General features: G+C 40.8%; 15 protein-coding genes and 3 pseudogenes. 6 read left to right on the top strand and 12 right to left on the bottom strand.

From position 1 onward, the window contains the following. Window positions 1-56: 56 nt before the first annotated feature. The 4 genes from RB151_RS19740 to RB151_RS19755 form a co-directional block, all read right to left on the bottom strand. Window positions 57-1,241: a thiolase family protein gene (locus RB151_RS19740; protein ID WP_071548651.1), complete on the bottom strand. Its 1,185-nt coding sequence runs from the start codon at window positions 1,239-1,241 to the stop codon at window positions 57-59. A gap of 8 nt (window positions 1,242-1,249) precedes the next feature. Further along, window positions 1,250-1,987 carry a 3-oxoacyl-ACP reductase FabG gene (fabG, locus tag RB151_RS19745; RefSeq protein ID WP_071548652.1) on the bottom strand — a complete coding sequence of 246 codons (738 nt, stop codon included), beginning with the start codon at window positions 1,985-1,987 and terminating at the stop codon, window positions 1,250-1,252. 26 nt (window positions 1,988-2,013) lie between these two features. Then, window positions 2,014-3,582: an acyl CoA:acetate/3-ketoacid CoA transferase gene (locus tag RB151_RS19750; protein ID WP_042845603.1), complete on the bottom strand. Its 1,569-nt coding sequence runs from the start codon at window positions 3,580-3,582 to the stop codon at window positions 2,014-2,016. A 69-nt stretch (window positions 3,583-3,651) separates the two neighbouring features. Then, window positions 3,652-5,169, bottom strand: a complete 1,518-nt coding sequence (locus RB151_RS19755; protein ID WP_042845604.1) for a class I adenylate-forming enzyme family protein — start codon at window positions 5,167-5,169, stop codon at window positions 3,652-3,654. 486 nt (window positions 5,170-5,655) lie between these two features. Here RB151_RS19755 and yghU point away from each other — a divergent pair, with 486 nt between their 5' ends. Beyond that, window positions 5,656-6,498 carry a glutathione-dependent disulfide-bond oxidoreductase gene (yghU, locus tag RB151_RS19760; protein ID WP_042845605.1) on the top strand — a complete coding sequence of 281 codons (843 nt, stop codon included), beginning with the start codon at window positions 5,656-5,658 and terminating at the stop codon, window positions 6,496-6,498. A gap of 57 nt (window positions 6,499-6,555) precedes the next feature. On the opposite strand, the gene RB151_RS19765 is transcribed toward yghU, so the two are convergent. The 3 genes from RB151_RS19765 to RB151_RS19775 all read right to left on the bottom strand — a co-directional run bounded on the left by RB151_RS19765 (window position 6,556) and on the right by RB151_RS19775 (window position 9,947). Continuing rightward, window positions 6,556-8,217 carry an ABC transporter permease gene (locus tag RB151_RS19765; RefSeq protein WP_071548653.1) on the bottom strand — a complete coding sequence of 554 codons (1,662 nt, stop codon included), beginning with the start codon at window positions 8,215-8,217 and terminating at the stop codon, window positions 6,556-6,558. A gap of 72 nt (window positions 8,218-8,289) precedes the next feature. Beyond that, window positions 8,290-9,222, bottom strand: a complete 933-nt coding sequence (locus RB151_RS19770) for an ABC transporter substrate-binding protein (protein ID WP_370661197.1) — start codon at window positions 9,220-9,222, stop codon at window positions 8,290-8,292. A gap of 62 nt (window positions 9,223-9,284) precedes the next feature. Beyond that, window positions 9,285-9,947 (bottom strand): ABC transporter ATP-binding protein, encoded by a 663-nt coding sequence (locus RB151_RS19775; protein WP_048605956.1) that lies wholly within the window; start codon window positions 9,945-9,947, stop codon window positions 9,285-9,287. A 702-nt stretch (window positions 9,948-10,649) separates the two neighbouring features. Here RB151_RS19775 and RB151_RS19780 point away from each other — a divergent pair. Further along, window positions 10,650-11,918, top strand: coding sequence for a cytosine permease (locus RB151_RS19780; protein ID WP_042845612.1), 1,269 nt, complete (start codon window positions 10,650-10,652; stop codon window positions 11,916-11,918). A 70-nt stretch (window positions 11,919-11,988) separates the two neighbouring features. On the opposite strand, the pseudogene RB151_RS19785 reads toward RB151_RS19780, so the two are convergent. Then, a pseudogene (locus tag RB151_RS19785) lies at window positions 11,989-13,717 on the bottom strand (lysophospholipid acyltransferase family protein). Window positions 13,718-14,312: 595 nt separating this feature from the next. Here RB151_RS19785 and RB151_RS19790 point away from each other — a divergent pair. After that, complete coding sequence (locus tag RB151_RS19790) at window positions 14,313-15,719, top strand: cytochrome c peroxidase (protein WP_042845614.1); 1,407 nt, start codon at window positions 14,313-14,315, stop codon at window positions 15,717-15,719. A gap of 62 nt (window positions 15,720-15,781) precedes the next feature. Here RB151_RS19790 and dmsD read toward each other — a convergent pair whose 3' ends face one another. The 4 genes and pseudogenes from dmsD to RB151_RS19810 all read right to left on the bottom strand — a co-directional run bounded on the left by dmsD (window position 15,782) and on the right by RB151_RS19810 (window position 20,405). After that, entirely contained in the window at window positions 15,782-16,417 is a 636-nt protein-coding gene (gene dmsD / locus RB151_RS19795) for a Tat proofreading chaperone DmsD (protein ID WP_042845935.1), read from the bottom strand. Window positions 16,418-16,474: 57 nt separating this feature from the next. Next, window positions 16,475-17,326: a DmsC/YnfH family molybdoenzyme membrane anchor subunit gene (locus tag RB151_RS19800; protein ID WP_071548654.1), complete on the bottom strand. Its 852-nt coding sequence runs from the start codon at window positions 17,324-17,326 to the stop codon at window positions 16,475-16,477. 1 nt (window position 17,327) lies between these two features. Beyond that, entirely contained in the window at window positions 17,328-17,945 is a 618-nt protein-coding gene (locus RB151_RS19805; RefSeq protein WP_042845616.1) for a DMSO/selenate family reductase complex B subunit, read from the bottom strand. A 14-nt stretch (window positions 17,946-17,959) separates the two neighbouring features. Further along, window positions 17,960-20,405, bottom strand: a pseudogene (locus RB151_RS19810) (DMSO/selenate family reductase complex A subunit). A gap of 556 nt (window positions 20,406-20,961) precedes the next feature. Between RB151_RS19810 and RB151_RS19815 the strand changes: the two are divergent. From RB151_RS19815 to RB151_RS19825, 3 genes and pseudogenes are all read left to right on the top strand, one after another. Continuing rightward, window positions 20,962-21,839: pseudogene (locus tag RB151_RS19815) on the top strand (SMP-30/gluconolactonase/LRE family protein). 72 nt (window positions 21,840-21,911) lie between these two features. Continuing rightward, window positions 21,912-23,258: an MFS transporter gene (locus RB151_RS19820; protein ID WP_048605950.1), complete on the top strand. Its 1,347-nt coding sequence runs from the start codon at window positions 21,912-21,914 to the stop codon at window positions 23,256-23,258. A 419-nt stretch (window positions 23,259-23,677) separates the two neighbouring features. Continuing rightward, entirely contained in the window at window positions 23,678-23,992 is a 315-nt protein-coding gene (locus RB151_RS19825; RefSeq protein ID WP_042845618.1) for a Rieske (2Fe-2S) protein, read from the top strand. Window position 23,993: the final 1 nt, after the last annotated feature.

Here is a 23,993-nt window from a genome sequence, read left to right on the forward strand (position 1 = left end):
TATTACTTCAGCAACAGCCCGACGCCCCACGTCGGGCTTTCTGCTTGCAATATTTCTTATTCTTTTTCAAACAACATTGATATCCCTTGACCACCACCGATACACATGGTCACTAGCCCAGTAGAAACCTGACGACGCTCCATTTCGTACATTAATTTTACAGGTAGGATTGCTCCACTAGCGCCAACAGGGTGACCAAGGGCAATTGCGCCGCCATTCACATTGACTCGAGAACTGTCTAACGACAAATCATTCATCACTGCGATTGCTTGTGCGGCAAAAGCTTCATTTAACTCAATAAGGTCAATATCTTTGACGTCCATCTTGAGTTTATCCATCAAGCGGCGTGTTGCAGGTGCTGGGCCAAACCCCATAATGGCAGCCTCACAGCCCGCAACGGCCCAATCAACCACTTTCATTCTAGGTTTCAACCCCCGTTTTTCAGCTTCTTCGCGTCGCATCATGACTAACGCAGCGGCTCCATCATTAATCCCTGATGAATTAGCCGCTGTAATCACGCCATCTGCCTTAAATGCGGGACGTAATTTGGCAAGCTTCTCACGTGGTGTATCGCGCGGGTGTTCATCCGTATCAAAAATACGCGTTCCCTTACGCCCTTCTGCGATTTCAACTGGCAAAATTTGCGTTTGAAAATAGCCTTCTTCAATGGCTTTCAATGCTTTTTGCTGACTGTTCCATGCGAAATCATCCATTTCTTCACGGGAAATATGAAATTGTTCGGCCACATTTTCTGCGGTCATACCATTATGATATGGGCCTTCAGGCCAAGTAAGAATTGACGTTAAGCCATCTTCTAAAACATCATTCCCCATGCGATAACCGTAACGCGCTTTGCGCAGGTAATAAGGCAGCATGGTCATATTTTCTGTACCACAAGCCACAACCACATCTGATTGACCAGTTTGTAACAACATCATGCCATCAGCTAACGCTTGTAACCCTGAACCACATTGGCGATTAACAGAATACGCGGTCGTTTCTTTTGGTAAGCCTGCTCGCAATTGGCAAATACGAGCAATAAACCCACTTTCTGCGATTTGCCCCACATTCCCCACAATCACTTCATTAACATCTTCAGGGGCGATCCCTGCACGCTTTACCGCTTCACGAATAACTAACGCACCTAAATCATGTTGGTGAGTGTTCGCAAAGCTACCACCCATCGTCCCAATTGCCGTTCTCACACCACTTACAATCACAATGTCATTTGCTTGTTTCATATTTCCTCCTACAGCACCATGCCGCCGCCAACATTAATCACTTCGCCATTGATATAACGCGCTTTATCGGAAGCCAAAAATGCCACACATTGGCCGACATCACGCGGGTCGCCTGCAAAGCCTGCTGGAATTTTACTGATCATGATGTCCCACACTTTTTCGGGAACACCACGAGTCATATCGGTATCAATAAACCCTGGGCAAATCGCATTCACAGTGACCCCTTTACGTGCCAATTCGCGGCAGGCCGTTTTCGTTAGGCCAATGACACCTGCTTTCGATGCCGCATAATTTGCCTGCCCAACATTCCCTAACCAGCTTGCAGATGAAATATTTACAATGCGTCCGCTGCCTTGTTCGCGCATGAGTTTTGCAGCCTCTTGCATGCAATTAAACGTACCTTTTAGATTGATATCGATAACTTTATCCCAATCATCATCGGTTAATTTATGCAGCATGCCATCACGATTTATCCCTGCGTTATTGACCAATACATCAATGGTGCCAAAATGTTCTTTTGTCTTTGAAAACAACTCATTAACCTGGTCACGCTTCGATATATCGCATGGGATGAAAACAGCTTCATAACCCTTTTCTTGTAATTGCTTCGCACTTTCTTCGCCAGAGGACATCGAAAGGTCAGATATCACCACTTTTGCACCTTCTTCTGCCAATACTTGTGCAATGGCAAACCCTATCCCTCTCGCTGATCCTGTAACAATGGCAACTTTATTTTTGACTAACATGCGTAAATCCCTCTTTAATATTGAGACTATAAATATGAAATCAGATCAAAAGGCGCTTCTTTAAATAATGAAGAGCACATCACTTTTAAATCAGGGGAGATTTCTGGTACAAAATCCATATGAGCAAGAATGTCACGCTCAAGGTCAATTCCCGGGGCGATTTCTACTAACACAGGGACTTTCTCACCCAAGGTAAATACCGCACGCTCCGTGACAAAATGCATAGTTTGGTTAATCTGACGCGCCACATCTGCGTTCCAAGAAATCTGCCTAACGTTATCCACCAACTTGCGGATATCACCTTCACGAATAATCTTTAACTGCCCATTTTCACAACGAATATCTAACCCTTTAGCCGTAAATGTTGAGCAAAAAACGACGTGACGAGCATTCTGCGTGATATCGATAAACCCACCTGCACCCGGGCAAATATTGCCAAGCAAAGTAGCATTAACATGGCCACTGGCATCCATTTCCCCCGCGCCCATATAGGTGATATCTACCCCTGCACCGTTGTAATACAACATTTGGTCTTGGTGGCTGATCATGGCAGAAAGGTTGCGGCCAATACCAAAATCGATTCCCCCCGCTTGAACACCGCCCCAAATACCAGATTCCACAGTGATATCTACGCGTTTGGTCGCATTTTCTTCTTGGATAATTGAACCGATCACATCGTTAGGTATCCCTGTTCCTAAGTTGATCACACAGTTTTCCGTGAGATAACGGCAAGCAATGCGCCCGATCAACTTACGAATATCAAGAGGTAACGGCGTGGTTTGCTGCACTGGCGTTCGAATATCGCCGCACAATGTGGGATCAAAGAACCAACTTGAGGACTGACGATGATCTTCTTCAGGGTTATCACAAACCACAATATGATCAATAAAACTGGCTGGAACAGTGACACGCTTCGGGTGCAAAGTCCCCTCTTCAACACAATACTTCACCTGAGCAATGACTTTCCCACCAAAGCGTTTTGCCGCTAAAACAGCATGCAATACCTCCAACGACATGGCTTCTTCATCTGTGGTCAAATTACCTTTAGTATCCGCATGTGTACCGCGGATCACGACAACATCCAATGGAATTTCGGGATACCATAACCACGCTTCCCCTTTGAAATTAACTTTCTCCACAAGGGACGGAAGCGCTAATGTTTTCGCATTCATTCTTCCCCCCTCTAAGTCAGGGTCGATAAAAGTCCCTAGCCCAACTTTGGACAAGCGCCCCGGTAGACCAGCCGCCATCGCACCATATAAATGCACCATCTGCCCTTGAGGAAGGCAGTAAGCCTCAACCTGATTATCGTTGATCATCTGCATCCAGCGAGGGGCTAACCCCCAATGTGAACCAATAATGCGTTTCACCATTCCTTGATGAGCAAAATGTTGATTACCCCGAATACGGTTACATTGCCCTGCCGCATGGACTAAAGTTAATTGTTTTGGAGAGCCTTCAGATAAAAAACGTTGCTCAATTGCCGATAAAATAGATTCAGCAGCACTCGTTAAGGTCATTCCCACAGTACAAACTGTATCGCCATCATTAATTAATTTAGCGGCTTCCTGTTTAGAGATAAATTTATTATTCATGATAAAAACCTGCCTAAAGGCTAATATTTCGTAGCCTTTTATTTGATTAATTAAAAACTAATTTAGATGTTAGTTATTTAAAGAGTAATATCGTTTTTTCAAATCTTTTTTACTTATTTTCCCATTCCAAGTTCTAGGGAAATTACGTGTAAATATAATTTTTATAGGAACTTTATAATTTGGAACCCGCTCCTTTAGCCATTCAATAACTTCTTTACTGGTTAAACACACTTGCATTTCTGGAATAATAAATGCGATCGGTTCTTCACCATAAATTGCGCTTTCTATAGGGATAACAGCAACCTCATTGACACCAGGGTAATTAGAAATAAGGTCCTCCATTTCAATGGAATATATTTTTTCACCACCTCGGTTAATCATATCTTTGATTCTATCTTGAATATAAAGGTAGCCCTCATCATCCATATAACCGATGTCCCCAGTAAAAAACCAACCATCTTTAAATGAAGATTTATTCGCAGGGCAATCAGGCCAATAACGCTGGATCACAACATCCCCTTTAACCCAGATATTACCGGTACTATTTGCGGGTTGATCATCACCTTTTTCATTACGGATCGCCACTTGAATCCCCGGTACCGGCGTACCAGAACTTGCTTTTTTATTACTGCTACGAATATCGTCACGGTAAACTGTTGCAGGAGACGATGTTTCCGTTAAGCCATATATAGAATGAATAGATGTCTTTGAAAAAATATATGATAATTCTTTAATTGTACCTTCATTTAAATGGCCCGCACCACATGCAATCATTCGCAATGTATTAAATCTTTCTAAATTGATACTTTTATTTTCTTTTATTTTTTGAATTAATAATATAAATACTGTTGGTGAACCATGTAAAAATGTTATATTCGACTTCGCAATTGTGGAAATAATCTCTTGTGCATTAAATTTTTTATGTAGATAAATTGTCCCACCAATATGAATAAATAAGGCTAAAATAGCCGAAAGCCCTGTAATGTGGTAAATAGGCACAGCAAGTATTGTTTTATCTTTCTCAGATAACTGTAATGTTTCCTGATATGCATATATTGCAGATAATATATTTTTATGGGTAATAACAGCACCTTTAGGGGCACCCGTTGTACCTGAAGTAAAAATAATTACAGCAGGGTCATCATTGTCAACCTGATTAATAAAGTTAATTTCATCAGTTAATGTTAAGGCACGCCATTGTGAAAGGCTCATACCTTTTACACTTAATGGAGCTAACCAAGGTTGATAACTGTCATCCCAAAAAATTGCCTTCGCATTGATATTCAGTACATGTTCTTTTCCTTCAAACTCTTTCATTTTAGTACTTAAAGGAATAACTTGCAGCCCTAACCCCACAGCAGCATAAAATAATTGGCAGAATTCAATGGTATTTCCCCAACCTAATACAATGCGGTCACCTTTATTCAATTGCAAACTGGATGTTAACCAATGCATCGTTTGGTTTACTTTAACCAGTAGCTGGTGATAACTCCAATTTTGCTCTTCAAATACAATGGCTATAGCATCTGGTTGTATTTTTGCTCTATTTAATAAGCTTTGATAAATATTTGAATTTGATGCAAGCATGAGACACTCCAACACAACTGAATATGGCTGATATACTATCAATGTATAAAATGCCACCTCATAAATTAGTGCCAATGTTCACATATTGTTCACACCTTTTTTTTATTTAAGTTAGCTATCTGCACAATCGGTTTGTTAATTATTTTTTACTTAAGTGCCTTTTTTGGCGTTAAAGATGATGATAAATTGAACTATTTGACTTTGGGTATGATTTTCAAACCTCAGTCTTAAGTATATTCATCCCATTTATTGACTCGCTATTGTGCGCATGAACAATCCCCCCACCTAAAGGTAATCTTTGTGTAAATGACTAACTGACTTTCTTAGGTGGCTATTTCATGCATTCTGTGCGGTTCAAGCACCTCCCGCAGTAAAATACGATAAAAAGGTGGCGAATTCATCGCAGATTGCTACAGTGAAGATCATTCAACATAAGATTATTGAAGAGAAAAATCGCCCCCTTTAAAACGGTTAAGGAGATAACTCATGGCAAACTCCCCTTATGTTCCCCCTAAAGTCTGGCAATGGGAACAAGGCAATGGTGGAAAATTCGCGAATATAAACCGCCCAATTTCTGGTGCTACTCACGAAAAGGCATTACCTGTAGGTAAGCACCCACTACAGCTATATTCCTTAGGAACGCCGAACGGACAAAAAGTCACTATCATGTTAGAGGAGCTACTAGCCCTTGGCATTAAAGAGGCTGAATACGACGCTTGGCTAATTAATATTGGTGAAGGCGACCAATTTAGTTCTGGTTTTGTTGAAGTTAACCCTAACTCAAAAATTCCCGCATTAGTAGATAGAAGTGGCGAAGAACCTATTAGAGTATTTGAGTCAGGTTCGATTCTGACGTATTTAGCCGAAAAATTTTCTGCGTTATTACCGACAACCCAACCAGAGCGTGCCGAAACCTTCTCATGGCTATTTTGGCAAATGGGTTCAGCGCCTTTCGCAGGTGGCGGTTTTGGGCATTTCTATGCCTATGCTCCTGAAAAATTCGAATACCCAATTAACCGTTTTGCGATGGAAACCAAGCGCCAACTCGATGTATTAGACAAGCGCTTAGCCAACCATAAATATGTCGCCGGTGACAGCTATACGATTGCAGATATTGCAATTTGGCCATGGTATGGTGCTCTAGTAAAAGGCTGGTTATACGATGCGGCTGAGTTTTTATCTGTCCATGAATATAAAAATGTTATTCGTTGGGCTGATGAAGTTTATGCACGCCCAGCCGTGCAACGTGGACGCCGAGTGAACCGTCTACAAGGTGACCCGGCACAACAAGTCCGCGAACGCCACGATGCGAGTGATATTAGCGAGTAATGTATTAAATGACTCTTACGCGCAAGTAAGTACTCACAAACTTAATTGCGCTTTATTTTATGACTTTCTGCTATATCGCTGTTCTACCCATTGTGCGCACAGCATTAAGCTTAAGCTAATTAATACCGCCAAACAGGCCATTGCCATCCCACTACCTATCGAGCCTTGTTCAAACTGACGCCAAACAAAAATAGATACGGTTTGCATACCCGCTGGGGCTAGCAATAATGAAGAAACTAACTCTCGAGAAGCCACGGCAAAAACTAACATCATGGCTGCGACTAAACTCGGTAATACCAACGGGAAAAGTACCAAACGTAATGTCGTGATAGCTGAAGCACCATGTACCCTTGCAGCATCCGTTAAACTTCCGCCGATTTGGGTTAATGCGGCACTGCAATAACGTACAGGGTAAGGAAGAAGCAAACAACTATAGGCAAGTAGTAAGATCCCCCATGTATGATAGGGTGTTATAGGCCAAAAGGGCTGGTTCCAAGCCAAAATCATCCCTACCGCAATAACAATGCCAGGAATAGAAATTGGCAGTAAAGAAAGCGCATCGATAACAGCAGCACCACGAATACGTTGTGATACAACGATCCAAGCCGATAAGAAACCTAATATCCCTGTCAATATTGCTGTTACAGTCGCTAAAGAAACGCTGGTCAACAATGCTGAAAGAGCCTCTGTTTGCGAGTCAATTAGCCCTGAGAAATGCCTTAACGTCAGGTTATCCCAAGCCAATCCACCTGAAACCGTGGCGGAAAATGCAGTACCAAACATCGCTAATAAAGGCATTCCCACCGCCAAAAAAGCAGTAAATGTAAATATCCCAACAACTGGCCAACGCCAGCCACCTAACGAGCGAGTCACTTGTGCTGCCGCTTTTCCTGTCGTCGTGACAACATTTTTCCCAGAAACAATAGAACGCTGTAAGGTATAAGCCAAAATTGCCATACTCGCCAGCACCAGTGATAACGATGCTGCACCGGGTAAATCAATTGGCCAATCCGCTAAGCGTTGTTCAATATCCGTCGTTAATACTCGAATACCATTAGGCGCACCAATTGCTGCTGGGATACCGTATTCTTCAATCGCTAGAGTAAAAATGAGTAGTAACCCAGCGGTAATCGATGGTAATGATAACGGCAACGTCACTTTAAAAAAGGCCTGCCAAGGGGTAGCGCCATGAACCTGAGCCACATCAGCAAGTCTATTACCATTCGCAGCCATGCTTCTCGATACGGCAAAATACAATACGGGGAATAAATTTAAAGCCATAATCCCCATCATGCCACCTAATGAGAAAATGGCACTTCCTGGGCTCAGACCAAAAAGCTGCTGAGAATAGCCATTGGGTTGCAGAGTTAACATCCATGATAACCCCGCAATATAAGGTGGTATCAAAAAAGGGATTAGAAACAGTAAATCCCAGCCTTTTGCGAAAGGGATATTAAATAAGCCTCGTAGTGCCCCTAAAGGGATAGCAATCATTGCGCTGATGACAGCGACCCCACCACCTAACAACAAAGTATTTTGCAATAACAGTGGAAGCTCTGGCTCATTCAGTAAATGAATAATTGGTTCGAATGGTTGTTCAAATATTCCCTGCCCTAATTGGGGGAAAACCGCCTGTAAAATAATGAAGCTCAAAGGGATCACGACTAAAATGATTAATGCAATGAGCACCAATAAAGGTAAAAAACGAATTTTTATCATTAGAAACAACACTCCTGCCGGGTATTATGCATACCCAGCGGTTTGCTAATTAAAATTACCTTGTTGCATTATTTAACGGAAAAGTGCGCTTAAACGCGTTAGCACTTCACTACGTTCTGCGTTATCTACTGTTGCTTCTGGTAATAATTTGAGTGTTGAAAAATCAGGCCGCTTCCCTTCAATATCAGCCCTAGCAGGCATTAACCAAGCGTTAGCGACTATCGTTTGCCCTTCTGGAGATAATACATAATCAATGAAGGCTTTGGCTTCATCAGGTTGCTTAGTACTGTTTAAAATCATCATCGGGCGAGGCGCAATTACCGTACCGCTACTAGGGAAAATGACTTCAATCGACTCACCATTGGCAATACTGCTATATGCCACATAGTCTACCGCACCAAATACTGCCGCTTTTGCCCCTTGCAATACAGGAGTAAGCGCCTGCGCATTCGGCCCAGAAATCACCATTCCATTGGCTTTTAATTCAGAAAATAATGTCCAAGCAGCCTGTTGTTTGGCATTTTGTAACCCTAAGACTAAATCTAATGATGCACCAGAAAGTGCAGGGTCAGGCATCGTGACTTTATCTTTAAAAGCAGGTTGAGCAAGATCCTGCCAATCTGTAGGTTTTGGTGTGCCACTTTGGCTATTCCACACAATACCCAATGCAGAAACACCTTGGGCGACATAATAAGGTGTTTTAAAACGTGCAGGCACTTGCTGGGCATTTGCGCTTTCATAAGGCAACAGCCAACCTCTTTGTTGCAAATCCTCTGCCGTATCCCATGATGCAGAAATCAACACATCAGCACGGGGATTCGCTTGTTCAGCTTCAAGCCTTGCCATTACTTTCCCGGTTGTAGCTTGAAAAACATTCACTTTAGTGCCTGTTTGTTTTTCAAACCCCGCCGCCAATTGTTTCGCCATAGCGCCAGGCCCTGCGGTATAAACCGTAATTGCTTGGGAAGGAATGGAAAATAATGCACAGGAAAGGCCAAGACTCATTGTGATACCCTTTAGTGAAAATCGGTTCTTTGACAGTAAATTTTGCATAGCGGTCTCTCTCTTCATAATGTGGTCAAACTTTCAATATTTCCATTGCGCATATGTGCAACTTGATGTGCTAGTGCATTAGCCTCTGCGGGGTCATGTGTTACGTATACAGCGGTAGTCCCTAATGCTCTTAGTAATTGAGCCATTTCTGCACAAAGTGATTGGCGTAATGCAACATCAAGATTTGACAAAGGCTCATCGAATAACAAAATTTTAGGCTCAGCAATAATGGCGCGAGCTAAGGCAACACGTTGTTGCTGCCCCCCTGATAAATCAGCGGGTTTCCGCTTAGCAAAATCCACTAACCCCACACGCTTTAAAGCTTCCATAACATGATTTTCGATTTCTGGACGACTGAAACCGCGCATACGCAAAGGGAATGCCACATTTTGAAATACGCTCATATGCGGCCATAACGCATAATCCTGAAATACCATGCCAAGATTGCGCTTTTCAGGAGGAACAAGGCGTTGAGAATTCGCCACCAGTTGATCACCAAAATAAATCGCACCGCCAGAAGGTTGTAATAAACCCGCTAATAATTTAAGCAAAGTACTTTTACCGCAACCAGAAGGCCCTAGTAGCGCAAGGATCGTGCCTTTTTCTACAGATAAATCGATGCCATTTAGTACATATTGGTGTGAAAATGCCTGAGATAAACGTTGAATTGAGATCATCGGTAAGCCCCCCGTTTCCTGCCTACATGGCAAAAGACAGGGAGACTCACTCAAGGAAGAGAGAGTTTGTCGCATAACTATTTGTATCCTCTTTGGGACTTAATCGTTATGGATGATGCTACGGCTTGAATACGTCAAATTGATGACAATTTTATGATTGGATGATGACAGCCTAATTCATGCAAAGATCGCATTTTCATATGGCATCATAAAAAATTAATATTCCATTTTGACAGAATAAAAGTACTTTTTACGAATTAAAAGAAACATAAAAAACACAGTTAAATAACAATAAGAAAACACGCAATTTGATATTAATCACAATTTAAACATTATTATTTAATGAGAGTAATATTAACTCTAATGAATTTTTTACAAACCATCTAAAAACAATATTAATTTCTTATTTAATGATGTTAGCAATCACATAAAACCTTGTTTATTGAAAAAAGATCAACAATCACCCACCTTATTGATGAATTAATTTCAAATGGATTCTATTCACTACTGACTATTGATATGCTTGATTTATCATAAAAAAACCAAGAAAAACATTTTTATTACAAGTTAATAAATTTATTTATTAACAATAGATTCTATTTCGCCATTATTAATAAACCATAAATATTAGAACAATAAATATTTAAAAATTTATTTTTATAGGTACTCCAATTATTTTTAATAAAATGAGGTTCACCTAATATGTCAAATAAAGAAAAAGAAAATGCTCTATTAGATTCCGAATATGAACATGTCCCAGTCCCTATTGAACATCGAAAAAGCTTTGCCTCCGTTTCTGCCGTTTGGTACAGCTTCCCTCTAGTATTAACCAGCGCAGTGATTGGCGGTGTCGTTACAGCAATGCTCGGTTTCAAAATGGGGGTCACTGCAATCCTCGTGGGTAATTTACTTTTATGTTTAGTTATTGGTTCCTTAAGTTATTTAGCAGGAAAAACCGGGGAAAACTTTGCTATTTCGGCTAAAAAAACATTTGGACAGCGTGGATATATTGCAGTTTCAGGGTTGCTGGCAACCGTCGTTATAGGTTGGTTTGCTCTGATGGTTGGCCTAACTGGCGACACAATGTTTCGTTCATTTGGACAGAACCTATTACTGATGACTATCTTAGGTGGTGTGCTTTATGTTGGAGCCACATTCATAGGCATAAAAGCATTAGCCTTTCTGGGCTATATTGCAGCCCCGATGTATTTAATCCTCGGCATTATTTCTGTTGTTATTGCTATGAAAAATGGCTCATCAGATATTATTAATTATCAGCCTGCGGTTGGTGCTGGCGTACTTTCATTCGGTGTCGCTGTAACGATGATCTTCTCCACCTTTACCGATTCAGGTACCATGACCGCAGATTTCACCCGCTGGGCAAAAAATGGTAAACAAGGTTTTTTAGCTGCATTTACCGCCTTCCCAATTTCCAAGTTCTTTGCAGAAGTGATTGGCGCAATAATTGTAGCCACCGGAGTGGTATTGCACCCAGAAGTGACTGGCGGAGATTTTATTACGATCCTAGCCAATGCTAGCCCGTTACTTTCTATTTTGGCTATCATTTTTGTTTTTGTTAACTTAGGCGTGGGCTGTACTCATTGTTTATACAATGGTGCTGTTGGTTGGTCACATATTACAAAAGGAAAAATGAGAACCTTAACGATTATCCTTGGTGTGATTGGGATTATCGTTGCGGTGACAGGGATTTGGAATGCATTCCAAACTTGGTTAAATTTACTTGGATTGATTGTTCCACCTATTGCGGCAATTATTATCATGGACCAATTAGTCTTAAAAAGAAAAAATGATGAGTCAAAAAATTGGCAACCTTTAGCTTTTATCTCTTGGATATTAGCATCAGGAATTGCATTAATTGTGAATGCCTACGCTCCTGAGTTATCAGTCGTGGTTGCAGGGTTAATATCTTCTTCGCTCATCTACCTTATTGGCCATAATTTCACTAAATAGATAAACACAATTGGGGGAGAACTATTCCCCCAATCCCCCTCTCAAATCGGATTCATTTAATTATGATTCATTACAATGATGTGGCGACTCTTTTCCCTGTTAAATGTCCCCCCACATACCGTTGATAGCGTGTAGGCTTTAATTTAGTTAAGTCGACTAATATCAAACCATCAAACACAGTCATTAAAAGCTGGGTCTGAACCAAAATCCATAAACTGTACGCCCCCAGGCTCACACAGTTCTGTATATTGCTTATAAAGTGTCGGAATCGAACAGCCGATATTATTGAGTAAGCTCTTTAATTTAATTAAATCTTCTTGGTAGTTATCTCCCGCAAATTGGGCAAGCACTTGCGGTAAGGAAGCGGGATAAGGCTGGCGTGATTGTGCCATTGTCTGTTTTGCAGAAAAATAGAGCCGATAAAATGCAATTAATAAATCCCTTGCAGCTACTGGCATCGCACCAGAAATAGACACTGGACCAAATAAATAACGATATTGTGGGTACTTGGCTAAATAGGCGCCTATTCCCAACCATAAATAATCTAAACCTCGTTTGCCCCAATATTTAGGCTGAATAAAACTTCTTCCTAACTCAATCCCTTGAGCAAGAATAGGTAACATTTTTTGGTCATAGTGAAATAAGCTATAACTGTAAATACCGGCTAACCCTTTCACAGCCAATTGTTTCTCAGTTGGGATAAAACGATAGGCACCCACAATATCCAGCTCATCTTCATCCCAAAGGATCAGATGACAATAGTCATCATCGTAGCTATCTAAATCACGACGTTTTCCAGATCCTTCACCGACAGCACGAAAAGCAATTTCCCGTAATCGGCCTAACTCACGAAGTATAGGCGACCTGATATCTTGATTTCGTTGATAAAGATAAATCATTTTGCCATCAGGCAATGTCCCCAAATGCTCGCAAGCAACTAACGCTTTTTTTAATTCTGAACGGTCTTCAGGTAGTGCAATGGCTGATTCACTAGTAAATAATCCCGCTTTACCCTTACCCAGTAAATACACATGACGACGAAATCGTTCTGCTAATTCATGAGCCTTCATATGCCCATTATGCCAATGTGTAAATGGTATACGCCCACCAATCCGTATTTTTATTTGTTTACCTTGTTGCTTAAACATTTCCCTGACTAACATTAACGTTGATAAAGGGCGATAAACCATCGAGGTGAGATAAAATAAATAACTATTACGCCCTTGAACATGAATGGGAACAATAACAGCTCGGGCTTTCGCTGCTAAACGCAAAAAACCACTACGCCAATGTCCATCACGTATACCTTTGCGGCTAACCCTAGAAACCTCCCCCGCAGGGAAAATAATCAAAGCCCCTTGGTTATTCAAATGTTGTTGCATATTGGAAACTTGTTGGCGACTAGTTCTACTCTTTATATTGTCAACAGGAATAAACAAGCTACTTAGTGGCTCAATATAACTCAGAAATTGGTTAGCTACGATTTTAACGTCGGGACGAACTGTAGCCACCGCTCGTAATATCGCGAGGCCATCCAAAGAACCAATCGGGTGATTTGCCACTAAAACAACTGGCCCCTGAGTAGGGATATTTTCTAAATCTCTTTCGGCAAATTCACTGCGAATATCAAAGTACTCCATAACCTGTTCTATCAGGTCAAAACCTTTTAAATGTGGGTAATTAAGCGCAAATTGATTAAATTCCTTTTCGAAAAGCAAGCGCTTCAATATACGACGCTTCCATACTGAAGGTAGCTGCTGTGGGTAAATATCGTGGAGCAAGGTATCGACACTAAACATAATGCTATCTCCTAGCTTAGTTACAAGGAACTTAAGTCAGGCTCATGACAATGAAATGTCTTTTTTATGACAAAATAATGAAGCGATAAAAAAAGATAATGTCAGTGGGGGTTAATGAATATATTTTACAATTATTCCGATACAACAATAACGAGAGAAAATAGAATTTATTTTAAAAATTAGAAAAAATTTACATATTATATTCAATATTAAAATATGCATTTAATTTACAACAATATCAAAAAAGCATAAAAATATATTTTTCTACTTGCATTTACTTAGATTAATTAAAAATAAAGGGGAAGCCATCATTAAAGGTAACTTGTTTTTAAAATTTAGACTTTCTCACATCATGATGTAAGCTAAAAATTAATTCACATATAATTCAATCAAGTACAATAATTAAAATTGATTATTTTTCTTTTTAGTTTGATTGATAGGCAAATCTTATTTCAGCAATCGTTTAAACCGATGGCCATCGTTGATAAAAATCAAGAACCTTTCAGCTTTATTTATCCATCATAGTCCGGCTGTAGAATTATATTAATTAAAAATATTTAAATATATTTGACCGCAATCTTCCAAGGATAGTGTAATGAAAAAGCTTACTCGCATTACGGTCGCTGTCATATTTTTGCTTTTACTCGGATATTTTGGGTTATCTGGTTACGTTTGGTATCACGATAATCAACGTAGACAAAATAATGACATTCAGACATCTAAAATTGCAGAAAATAATCAAGTCCTCCGTTTTTTTGACGAAAAAGGATGCGATTACTGCCATACTCCATCAGCTGATTTACCCGCCTATGCATCATTCCCCATCGCAAAACAATTGATGGAATATGATATTCAACTCGGCTATAAATCATTTAACCTCGAAGCCGCACGCGCTGCTCTTATCGCTGGAGAACCAGTTCCACAAAGTGAATTAAACAAAATTGAGTGGGTTATGCAGAACCACACGATGCCGCCAACTCGCTATGTCGCACTTCATTGGGCGAGCAGTGTCAGTGATGAAGAACGAACTAAACTTCTTGATTGGATAGCCAAGCAACGAGCAGAACATTACGCAAGTGAAGATATGGCTGCTGAACATCGTAATGAACCAATCCAGCCTATTCCCAAATCACTGGAAGTCGATGACAAAAAAGTCGCTTTAGGTTTCCGCCTCTACCATGATGCGCGTCTATCTGGCGATAGTACTATCTCTTGTGCCCATTGCCATGCGTTAAATGCCGGCGGGGTTGATGGTCGTAAAACATCAATTGGTGTTGGCGGTGCAGTAGGACCTATCAATGCACCAACGGTATTTAACTCCGTATTTAACGTTGAGCAATTCTGGGATGGACGAGCACCTGACTTACAAGCTCAAGCCGGTGGGCCGCCATTAAACCCAATTGAAATGGCCTCAAAATCTTGGGATGAAATCATTGTTAAATTGGATCAGGACCCTGTTTTAAAAAGCGATTTCAATGCCGTCTATCCTGAAGGTTTTACAGGCGATACCATTACCGATGCCATTGCCGAGTTTGAGAAAACATTAATTACCCCAGATTCTCCATTCGATAATTGGTTAAGAGGTGATAACGGTGCACTAACCGCTCAACAATTACATGGCTACCAACTATTTAAAGAGAATAAATGTGCAACTTGCCATGGGGGAATTATTCTCGGCGGTCGCTCTTTCGAACCTCTAGGCTTGAAGAAAGATTATGAATTCGGTGAAATAACTGCACAAGATATTGGCCGTATGAATGTGACTTCCGATGAACGCGATAAGCTACGTCAGAAAGTCCCAACACTGCGTAATGTCGAGCTAACCGCACCTTATTTCCACCGTGGTGATGTGGCAACCTTAGACGAAGCCGTTAAACTGATGCTGCGTTATCAAGTGGGTAAAGAACTCCCACAAAAAGATGTCGATGATATTGTGGCCTTCTTGAAAAGTTTAACGGGTGTGTATACACCTTATGTACAACAAGGCGAAACAACACCCTAAGCTACAATAACAATTAATAGAAACCAATAGCACCAACCCTATAACTGGATGGTGCTATTTTTTTACTCGGCGTTTTCCTTGTAATACACTGTTTTTGCTAAAACAGGCTGTGTGATTTGTTGCTGATAGCCAGCAAGCGTCTCTTTGGTCAATTTCGCTACTGCAATATAAAAAGCACTGTCTGCTGTATCCGCTAAAGTATCCAAAAAATGTTCAGACCAAGGTAAAAGATGCCACGCGAGTAGCTCTTCAAGATCGTCTCGCCTATTTTGCTCTGCTAACCAAGCCGCTAACATCAAGACCAAGCCAATATGGTCTTCAGGCTCTTTTTGGGTCGTCACAGGTTCAATGCCTTTTGTACGCATCCATTGACGAAGCTCAACAGTTGAATCACCGAAAATAATATTTTCTTTATCTAACCAAACTGAGCCCCAAGGGGGAGCTGGTAAAGCATAAGGCCCGATAAATAAACGCTGCCAGGCTTCGTTCAAGGGTTCTTCATCGTGAATACTGGACTGAAAAAATTGACTTATGGTAGTTAAAGACGGTAAGTCAAATGGCCATTCTTCATGCCATGTCGGTTCCTGCAAAATAGCAACAATATCCGTATTATTTTCACTATCTGGGGCGAAATAAAATAAAGAACCGAGAACGCGTCCAGTAATTGCTACCTGTTCAAGAAATCGCGTGTCTTGCATATTCATTGTCTCTGCGGTGGTCAGCGTAGGGACCCCCCTACGCTGAAAAGTTTACTATTAAGCAACAGCCATACCGACTGTCATATGTAAACCATAGAATAGTCCACGTCCAATCAATTCACCAAACAACACCAATAATGTGCCGATCAACAAACTTACCGCAGAAGGTTGACTTTGACGGAAAATTGGCAAGATCCACAACAACAAGCCAAGGCTTGTAGCCACTAAACGGATCATTTGCAATAAGCCGTAGTCAGGGACTAAATCACTCACTTTTTGTACTGAGCTAGCGATTAGCGCTATTTCACCACTTTGTAGTAACACCGATGCGATAGTCACAATATAGGCAATAATACTGATTGCCGCTAACTTACCGCTATGAAGGGGAAATTTAGCGATTCGCAGTAACAATGTCCCTAAGATAGGCCCCACCACAAACACCGTCATAAAGAAGCCGATAGTGGTATGTGGCGTGTCCCATGTCGGTACAGTACTAATCATATAGACGCGAGTCATAGCCCAGACAAAGACTAACCCCATTAGCATTGTAAGGATCAACCAAATTTTACCTAACCCCTCAGGCATTTTCTTCAGCGCAGATAGCAGCCACCAAAGCCCCCCGAGGGCAAAAAAGATTGAACCAAACAGCACTTCATTACTTAATGAAGATGCAAATACACGGTTCATCGAGTTAAAGGCCCGTAATGGTGACCCCATATGCATCATAGAGGCTAAGAAGCCTAGCCCCATTAGCACCCATAGCACTAGCATGGCATTAACAATGCGCTGTTTTTGCTGTTTATCATCAGTCGATAGCCATGCAAGTCCGGTCACAATCGCACCACCTGCTATACTTTGGCCTAAAACGGTGAATAAAATCAGCGGCCATTCATGTAATCCGTTGCCCATCTTAGACCTCCCGTGGATTGGCTAAATGACCCGTCGTATCATTGACAGGGCGACTATTGGCGTTAGGTTTAATCACAATATTTGGCTTGGTATAATGCGCTTCAGGTAATGGCGCTATCTCAGCCAAATTGCCGTGAGTTTTACGTAACTCGTCAATAGGACCAAAATCGAGGGCTCGCAGTGGGCAAGATTCTGCACAAATCGGTTTTTTCCCTTCTGCCACTCGCTCATAACAGCCATCACATTTTGTCATATGACCTTTTTCCGCATTAAACTGTGGTGCACCATATGGACAAGCCATATGGCAATAACGGCAGCCAATACAGACACTTTCATCTACGACCACAAAGCCGTCTTCACGTTTATGCATCGCACCACTCGGGCACACCTTGACACACGCAGGGTCTTCACAGTGGTTGCAGGAGATTGACAGGTAGTAACTAAAGACGTTTTGATGCCATACACCGTTATCTTCTTGCCAATCTCCCCCTGTGTACTCGTAAATACGTCGAAAATTCACTTCAGGAGATAAATTTTTGTAATCTTTACAGGCTAATTCGCATGTTTTACACCCCGTACAACGGGCTGAGTCAATATAAAAACCATATTGGGTTGTCATGATTTATCTCCTCCCTATACCCTAGCCACTTCAACAAGATTACTGTGCTGAGGGTTACCCTTTGCCAGCGGTGACGGACGCTGCGTGGTCAATACGTTAAGGCTCCCACCGTGGTCTATCTTGTTTTCATCTGGTGCATACCAAGCCCCTTCCCCCATCGCCACCACCCCCGGTATAATCCTTGGTGTTACTTTGGCATTGATATGAACCTCACCCCTATCATTAAAAATACGCACCATATCGCCATTTTTGATGTTGCGACGTTTTGCATCAATCGGGTTAATCCACATCTCTTGTAAACAAGCTGCCTTAAGCACATCGACGTTGCCATAAGTTGAGTGAACTCGTGATTTATAGTGAAAACCACTAAGTTGCAAAGGATACTTATCCGTAAGTTTGTCATCATGGCTTTCAAAGCCAGGAGAATACATTGGGAGAGGAGAAATCAGGTCGCCTTCATCCAATGTCCATGTCTTCGCGATATCCGCTAAGCGTGATGAATAGATCTCAATTTTGCCCGATGGCGTATTTAGTGGGTTAGCAATAGGGTCTTGTCGGAAGGCTTGGTGTGCCACCACATGTCCCTGCGGATTCATTTTTTTGTAGATCCCTTGTCGCTGGAAGGTCTCAAAATCAGGGAGTTCTGGCAGTTTTTCTCTTGAAATTTCATATAAATGGCGTAACCACTCTTCTTGTGTTCGCCCTTCGGTAAATTTCTCTTCCACCCCCATACGACGTGCAATTTGCGTACACATTTCGTACACAGTTTTACTTTCAAAGCGAGGTTCAATTGCCTGACTGGCAAAAATGACATAGCCCATATTACTGGCAGCACCATCTAAACAAAAATCCATTTGTTCCGAGGCCGTACAGTCTGGCAGGACTAAGTCTGCGTATTTTGCCGAAGCCGTCATATGATTATCAATCACAACAATCATTTCACACTTTTTATCATCCTGAAGAATTTCATGTGTTTTATTAATATCTGAGTGTTGATTGATTAAACTGTTACTCGCGTAGTTCCAAATAAATTTAATTGGCACATCTAGTTTGTCTTTACCCCGAACACCATCGCGAGTTGCGGTCATTTCAGGGCCGCGTTCAATAGCATCTGTCCATAAGAATACAGAGATACTGGTTTTAACTGGGTTTTCAAGGGTTGGCATGCGTTCAAATGGAATATCGTAATTCCCTTCGCGGGCCCCTGTATTCCCCCCGCTAATTCCCACATTGCCAGTCAAAATCGGCAACATCGCAATAGCTCTCGCTGTCTGCTCACCATTTGAATGGCGCTGAGGCCCCCAACCTTGGCTAATATAAGCTGGTTTTGCTGAACCGATTTCACGCGCGAGTTTAATGATTTTATCAGCCGGAATACCGGTGATTTGCGCAGCCCATTGTGGTGTTTTTTCTACACCATCATCCCCTTGACCTAAAATATACGCTTTATAGTGGCCATTTTTCGGCGCATCCGCAGGGAGGGTTTTCTCATCATACCCAACGCAGTATTTATCTAAGAAAGGTTGGTCAACCATGTCTTCTGTGATTAACACATGAGCAAGCCCCGCGACCAATGCAGCATCAGTACCAGGTCGGATCGGTATCCATTCATCTTCGCGCCCTGCTGCCGTATCAGTATAGCGAGGGTCAATAACAATCATGCGTGCATTCGAACGCTCACGCGCTTGCTCTAATTGATTAAGTAATACCACCACCGCTCATTCGCGTTTCAGCTGGGTTATTACCAAATAGCACCACTAACTTAGAGTTTTCGATATCAGAAACACTGTTTCCTGCCCCACTGCCATAGGTATAAGGCATCGCACAGCTAATTTGTGCCGTACTGTATGTGCCATAGTGGTTTAAATAACCACCTGTACAATTCATTAGGCGTGCAATAGGTGAGTTGGCCGGCGGCCACGAACGAGCAACCGTCCCCCCTAGAGTCCCCGTACCATAGTTCAAATAGACCGCTTCATTACCGTAATCGGCAATGATACGTTTTAGATTGTCACTGATTAAATCGTAGGCCTCTTCCCAACTAATTTGCTTAAACTTCCCCTCACCTCGCGCACCAACACGCAACATTGGGTATTTCAAGCGGTCAGGGTTATACACACGGCGGCGCATAGAGCGACCACGTAAACACGCTTTTACCTGATGTTTGTCTCCGTAAACATCATCGCCTGTGTTGTCGGTTTCGACATACTTAATTTCACCGTCGACCACATGCATCCGTAACGGGCAACGGCTACCACAGTTAACCGTACATGCGCTCCAAACAATTTTTTCCTTGGGTGTCATTGTTTGTGATGCAGTTTCATTCGTATTCGCGGCACTGCAAAAGGGTAAACTTAATGCACCACTGGCAAGCGCTAGCCCACCTGCAGTACCTGTTTGCATTAATTTCCTACGGCTGATTTCCGATTGGAGCAACCTATCAGATAATGCTTTATCCATATCTGCCTCACTTAACATTGCTTCTTAAAGTTTAAATAGCTTTATTAAAATTTTTTTGTATTTAGCTAAGTTATGTAATTTCAATGGTTATTCTATAGACAGGTCAGAATGGAGCCTTGTGCGCGATCAATAATCCATTACAAAATGTAAGGTTTATTGACACAAAAAATAACTAAAGTTAAATTTATAAAGTTAATCCACTTTCTGTTAAAAAGTTAATTTAATATCGATTAATCTATTACCTTTATTAAGAAGTATTAGTTAATATGCCTAACTATACATTTAATTTAAGTCAATTGATTTTATTTTAGATAACTATTAGAATAAAAAAATATAAGAACCCTCCTCAATATTAAATTTTATTTCATTGTGCAAATGAACAAATGATTTAACAATTGAATATATAATAAACATTGCCATCTTCACATTATTCCAGCGTTATTCCCCTACTATTAAGATTCTCTATAACTAATTAACCCAATCGTGTAAGTAATCACACTCCCGAAACCCATTAAATAACCCTAGTTTAAATAATGTCATTAGTAGGATTTGAAAAATGAAAATAAATATATTATTGGATTTAAAAAACAATTTAGGGGAAGGCCCTATATGGGATGTAGAACAACAACGTTTATATTGGATTGATAGCTTAGATGGACGAGTATTTTCATGTACAGAAAAAGGAACTGAAATTAAATGTTGGGATGTTAGGCAAAAAATAGGCTCAATGGCTTTATGCAAAGACGGTCATTCGGCTATAGTCGCCCTAGAAAAAGGAATATATATTCTTGACTTTATAACAGGTGAAACTCATCTTCTGCACGCACCTGAAAGTGACAAACCTAACAATAGGTTTAATGATGGAAAAGTCGATAGACAAGGACGCTTTGTTGTCGGCTCTATGGACATGCAAGAAGATAACCCATCAGGGGCGTTATATCGATTAAATACAGACCACTCACTCCATAAAATAGAACAAAACATTATTGTTTCTAATGCACCTTGTTGGTCACCAAACGGTGATATTTTTATTTTGCTGATACATGGACAGGGGAAATATGGAAATATGATTATGACGTATCGACAGGTAATATTAATAATCGCCAGACATTCTGCAAAGTCGATACATCAACAGGAGGCGCTGCAGATGGAGCAACTGTTGACAGTGAAGGCTACCTTTGGAATGCACTCGTTTATGCAGGGAAAATCGTGAGATATAACCCCGACGGCGATATTGACAGAATTATCGAAATGCCAGTTAAAAAGGTCACCAGCGTCGCTTTTGGCGGCGAAAATTTAGATATTTTATATGTTACTTCAATGGCAAGGCCACCATTACCTCGCTTCCCTGAAGATGGTCAATTAAGAGGAAGCGTATTCTCAATACATAATCTTGGTGTAAAGGGCATAGCTGAAAAAAGATTTGGTGGGTAGATAAACAATTTGCTAATCAAAATTTAATATCAATTAACCTCAAATTATTATACTTATAAAAGAGCTATAATTATGATTAAAAATAATGTTTCAAATAATAAAATATCCTTTAAGAATATACATCGCTATTCATGGGTTTCATTATTCATATGTTGGCTTATTTGGTTATTGAATGCTTATGATAGAGAAATGATTTTAAGGTTAGGTCCGGTTATTTCTCAAGAGTTTAATTTAAGCCCTGAAGAGTGGGGTAATATTGTTGCTATTATCATGATAGCTCTCGCTATTCTTGACATACCAGGTTCTGTATTAAGTGACCGATATGGCTCCGGTTGGAAACGAGCTCGTTTTCAAGTTCCTTTAGTTTTAGGTTATACCGCAATTTCATTTGTTTCAGGTTTTAAAGCAATTAGCCATAACTTAACCTATTTTATTCTATTGCGTTTTGGGGTTAATTTAGGTGCAGGCTGGGGTGAACCTGTTGGCGTCAGTAATACTGCTGAATGGTGGCCTAAAGAAAAAAGAGGGTTTGCTCTCGGTGTACACCATACGGGCTATCCTATTGGGGCTTTATTAAGTGGCGTTGTCGCAAGCTTTATTATTTCTGAATTTGGCGAAGCAAATTGGCGCTATAGTTTCTTTATTCCATTAATCGTCGCACTGCCTATTATGATTTTTTGGGCAAAATATTCTACCGCTGCAAGGATTTCAATATTATATCAACATATTGAAAAGTCAGGGATGACAAAACCTGCTGAGAATAGCAGTACTCAAGTTCAAAAAGGTGAAGGGTTAAAAATTTTCCTGAAAACACTAAAAAATAGAAATATTGCCTTAACCGCCGGGAATACCCTATTAACTCAAATCGTCTATATGGGGATAAGCATGGTATTACCTTCTTATCTATATCATGTTTCGGGGTTATCTTTAGCGGCTTCTGCGGGTTTGAGTATTATTTTTACATTGACGGGCGTGGTTGGGCAAATTGTTTGGCCATGGTTATCGGATATCTTAGGCAGAAAAAGAACATTGATCATCTGTGGTTTATGGATGAGTATCGGGATTGCTTTATTTTACTTCGCAACCTCAATGCCAAAAATCATCGCAATACAACTGTTTTTTGGCTTAGTCGCAAATGCTGTTTGGCCTATTTACTATGCCATGGCATCAGATAATGCAAATGACCAGTCCATATCCACAGCAAATGGTATTATTACCACATCAATGTTTATTGGCGGTGCGTTATCACCGTTATTAATGGGCTGGTTAATCAATTTAGGCGGGGGTTGGAATAGTTCTTTAGGCTATATTTATACCTTCTTTGCGATGGCTGCATGCGCATTATTAGGCGTTATATTACAACTCTTTACGACCCATGCACCATTAAATAACAACCATCAAACCCCAGTAGCAAGTTAACGCTTCATTTTTGACAATAGTAAGTATAGAACCACTTTGTATATAAGTGGTTTTGTACTTAAACGTCATTAAGTTATTTCTTCAATCAGTTTTAACTATACGTGAAACGCTTTTTTAGTGGCGTCTAAATAAGGCGCCATTTTAATTTTATTCCCCCTCTTCTCTCATCCCTATTCTCTCACCTTTTCTAACACGACCAGCTTAGTCTGCACTTTACTCTGCGTATGTCAGCTTGGGTTTCTTATATGAAACAAAACATCACCATAACCTAGACACACCCCACATTTTGAAACGATTATTTTACATAAAACCAACATTTGATTGACTAATAATCGTCCATACAATTAATCTGGTTTTAAATAATAAACAATGTTTTATATATGAAACAAAATGTTACCCACATTTAAAAGGAGAAAACAATGAGCTGGATTGCGGTATGTGATGTATCACAGGTTCAAGAAGAATTTCCTTTTTCCGCCAAAGTTGATAATGCCGAGATTGGGATCTTCTTGGTTGAGGACCAATATTACGCCTTGGAAGATGTTTGCCCGCATGCTTATGCCCTTTTAAGTCAAGGTTTTGTAGAAGATGGAAAAGTTGAATGCCCACTACATGAAGCCATTTTCGATATCAAAACCGGAAAATGTTTACGTGAACCAGGAGGTCGTGACTTAAAAACCTACCAAACGCGAGTTCACGAAAACCAAATCGAAATCAGTTTAATTGAGGAGTAGA

This window comes from Providencia rettgeri (assembly GCF_001874625.1).
GTDB classification, from domain to species: Bacteria; Pseudomonadota; Gammaproteobacteria; order Enterobacterales; family Enterobacteriaceae; genus Providencia; species Providencia huashanensis.

Excerpts from the sequence above, each read along its gene's own strand:
- RB151_RS19740 (WP_071548651.1), bottom strand. The coding sequence starts at position 1,241 with ATGAAACAAGCAAATGACATTGTGATTGTAAGTGGTGTGAGAACGGCA.
- fabG (WP_071548652.1), bottom strand. The coding sequence starts at position 1,987 with ATGTTAGTCAAAAATAAAGTTGCCATTGTTACAGGATCAGCGAGAGGG.
- RB151_RS19750 (WP_042845603.1), bottom strand. The coding sequence starts at position 3,582 with ATGAATAATAAATTTATCTCTAAACAGGAAGCCGCTAAATTAATTAAT.
- RB151_RS19755 (WP_042845604.1), bottom strand. The coding sequence starts at position 5,169 with ATGCTTGCATCAAATTCAAATATTTATCAAAGCTTATTAAATAGAGCA.
- yghU (WP_042845605.1), top strand. The coding sequence starts at position 5,656 with ATGGCAAACTCCCCTTATGTTCCCCCTAAAGTCTGGCAATGGGAACAA.
- RB151_RS19765 (WP_071548653.1), bottom strand. The coding sequence starts at position 8,217 with ATGATAAAAATTCGTTTTTTACCTTTATTGGTGCTCATTGCATTAATC.
- RB151_RS19770 (WP_370661197.1), bottom strand. The coding sequence starts at position 9,222 with ATGAGTCTTGGCCTTTCCTGTGCATTATTTTCCATTCCTTCCCAAGCA.
- RB151_RS19775 (WP_048605956.1), bottom strand. The coding sequence starts at position 9,947 with ATGATCTCAATTCAACGTTTATCTCAGGCATTTTCACACCAATATGTA.
- RB151_RS19780 (WP_042845612.1), top strand. The coding sequence starts at position 10,650 with ATGTCAAATAAAGAAAAAGAAAATGCTCTATTAGATTCCGAATATGAA.
- RB151_RS19790 (WP_042845614.1), top strand. The coding sequence starts at position 14,313 with ATGAAAAAGCTTACTCGCATTACGGTCGCTGTCATATTTTTGCTTTTA.
- dmsD (WP_042845935.1), bottom strand. The coding sequence starts at position 16,417 with ATGCAAGACACGCGATTTCTTGAACAGGTAGCAATTACTGGACGCGTT.
- RB151_RS19800 (WP_071548654.1), bottom strand. The coding sequence starts at position 17,326 with ATGGGCAACGGATTACATGAATGGCCGCTGATTTTATTCACCGTTTTA.
- RB151_RS19805 (WP_042845616.1), bottom strand. The coding sequence starts at position 17,945 with ATGACAACCCAATATGGTTTTTATATTGACTCAGCCCGTTGTACGGGG.
- RB151_RS19820 (WP_048605950.1), top strand. The coding sequence starts at position 21,912 with ATGATTAAAAATAATGTTTCAAATAATAAAATATCCTTTAAGAATATA.
- RB151_RS19825 (WP_042845618.1), top strand. The coding sequence starts at position 23,678 with ATGAGCTGGATTGCGGTATGTGATGTATCACAGGTTCAAGAAGAATTT.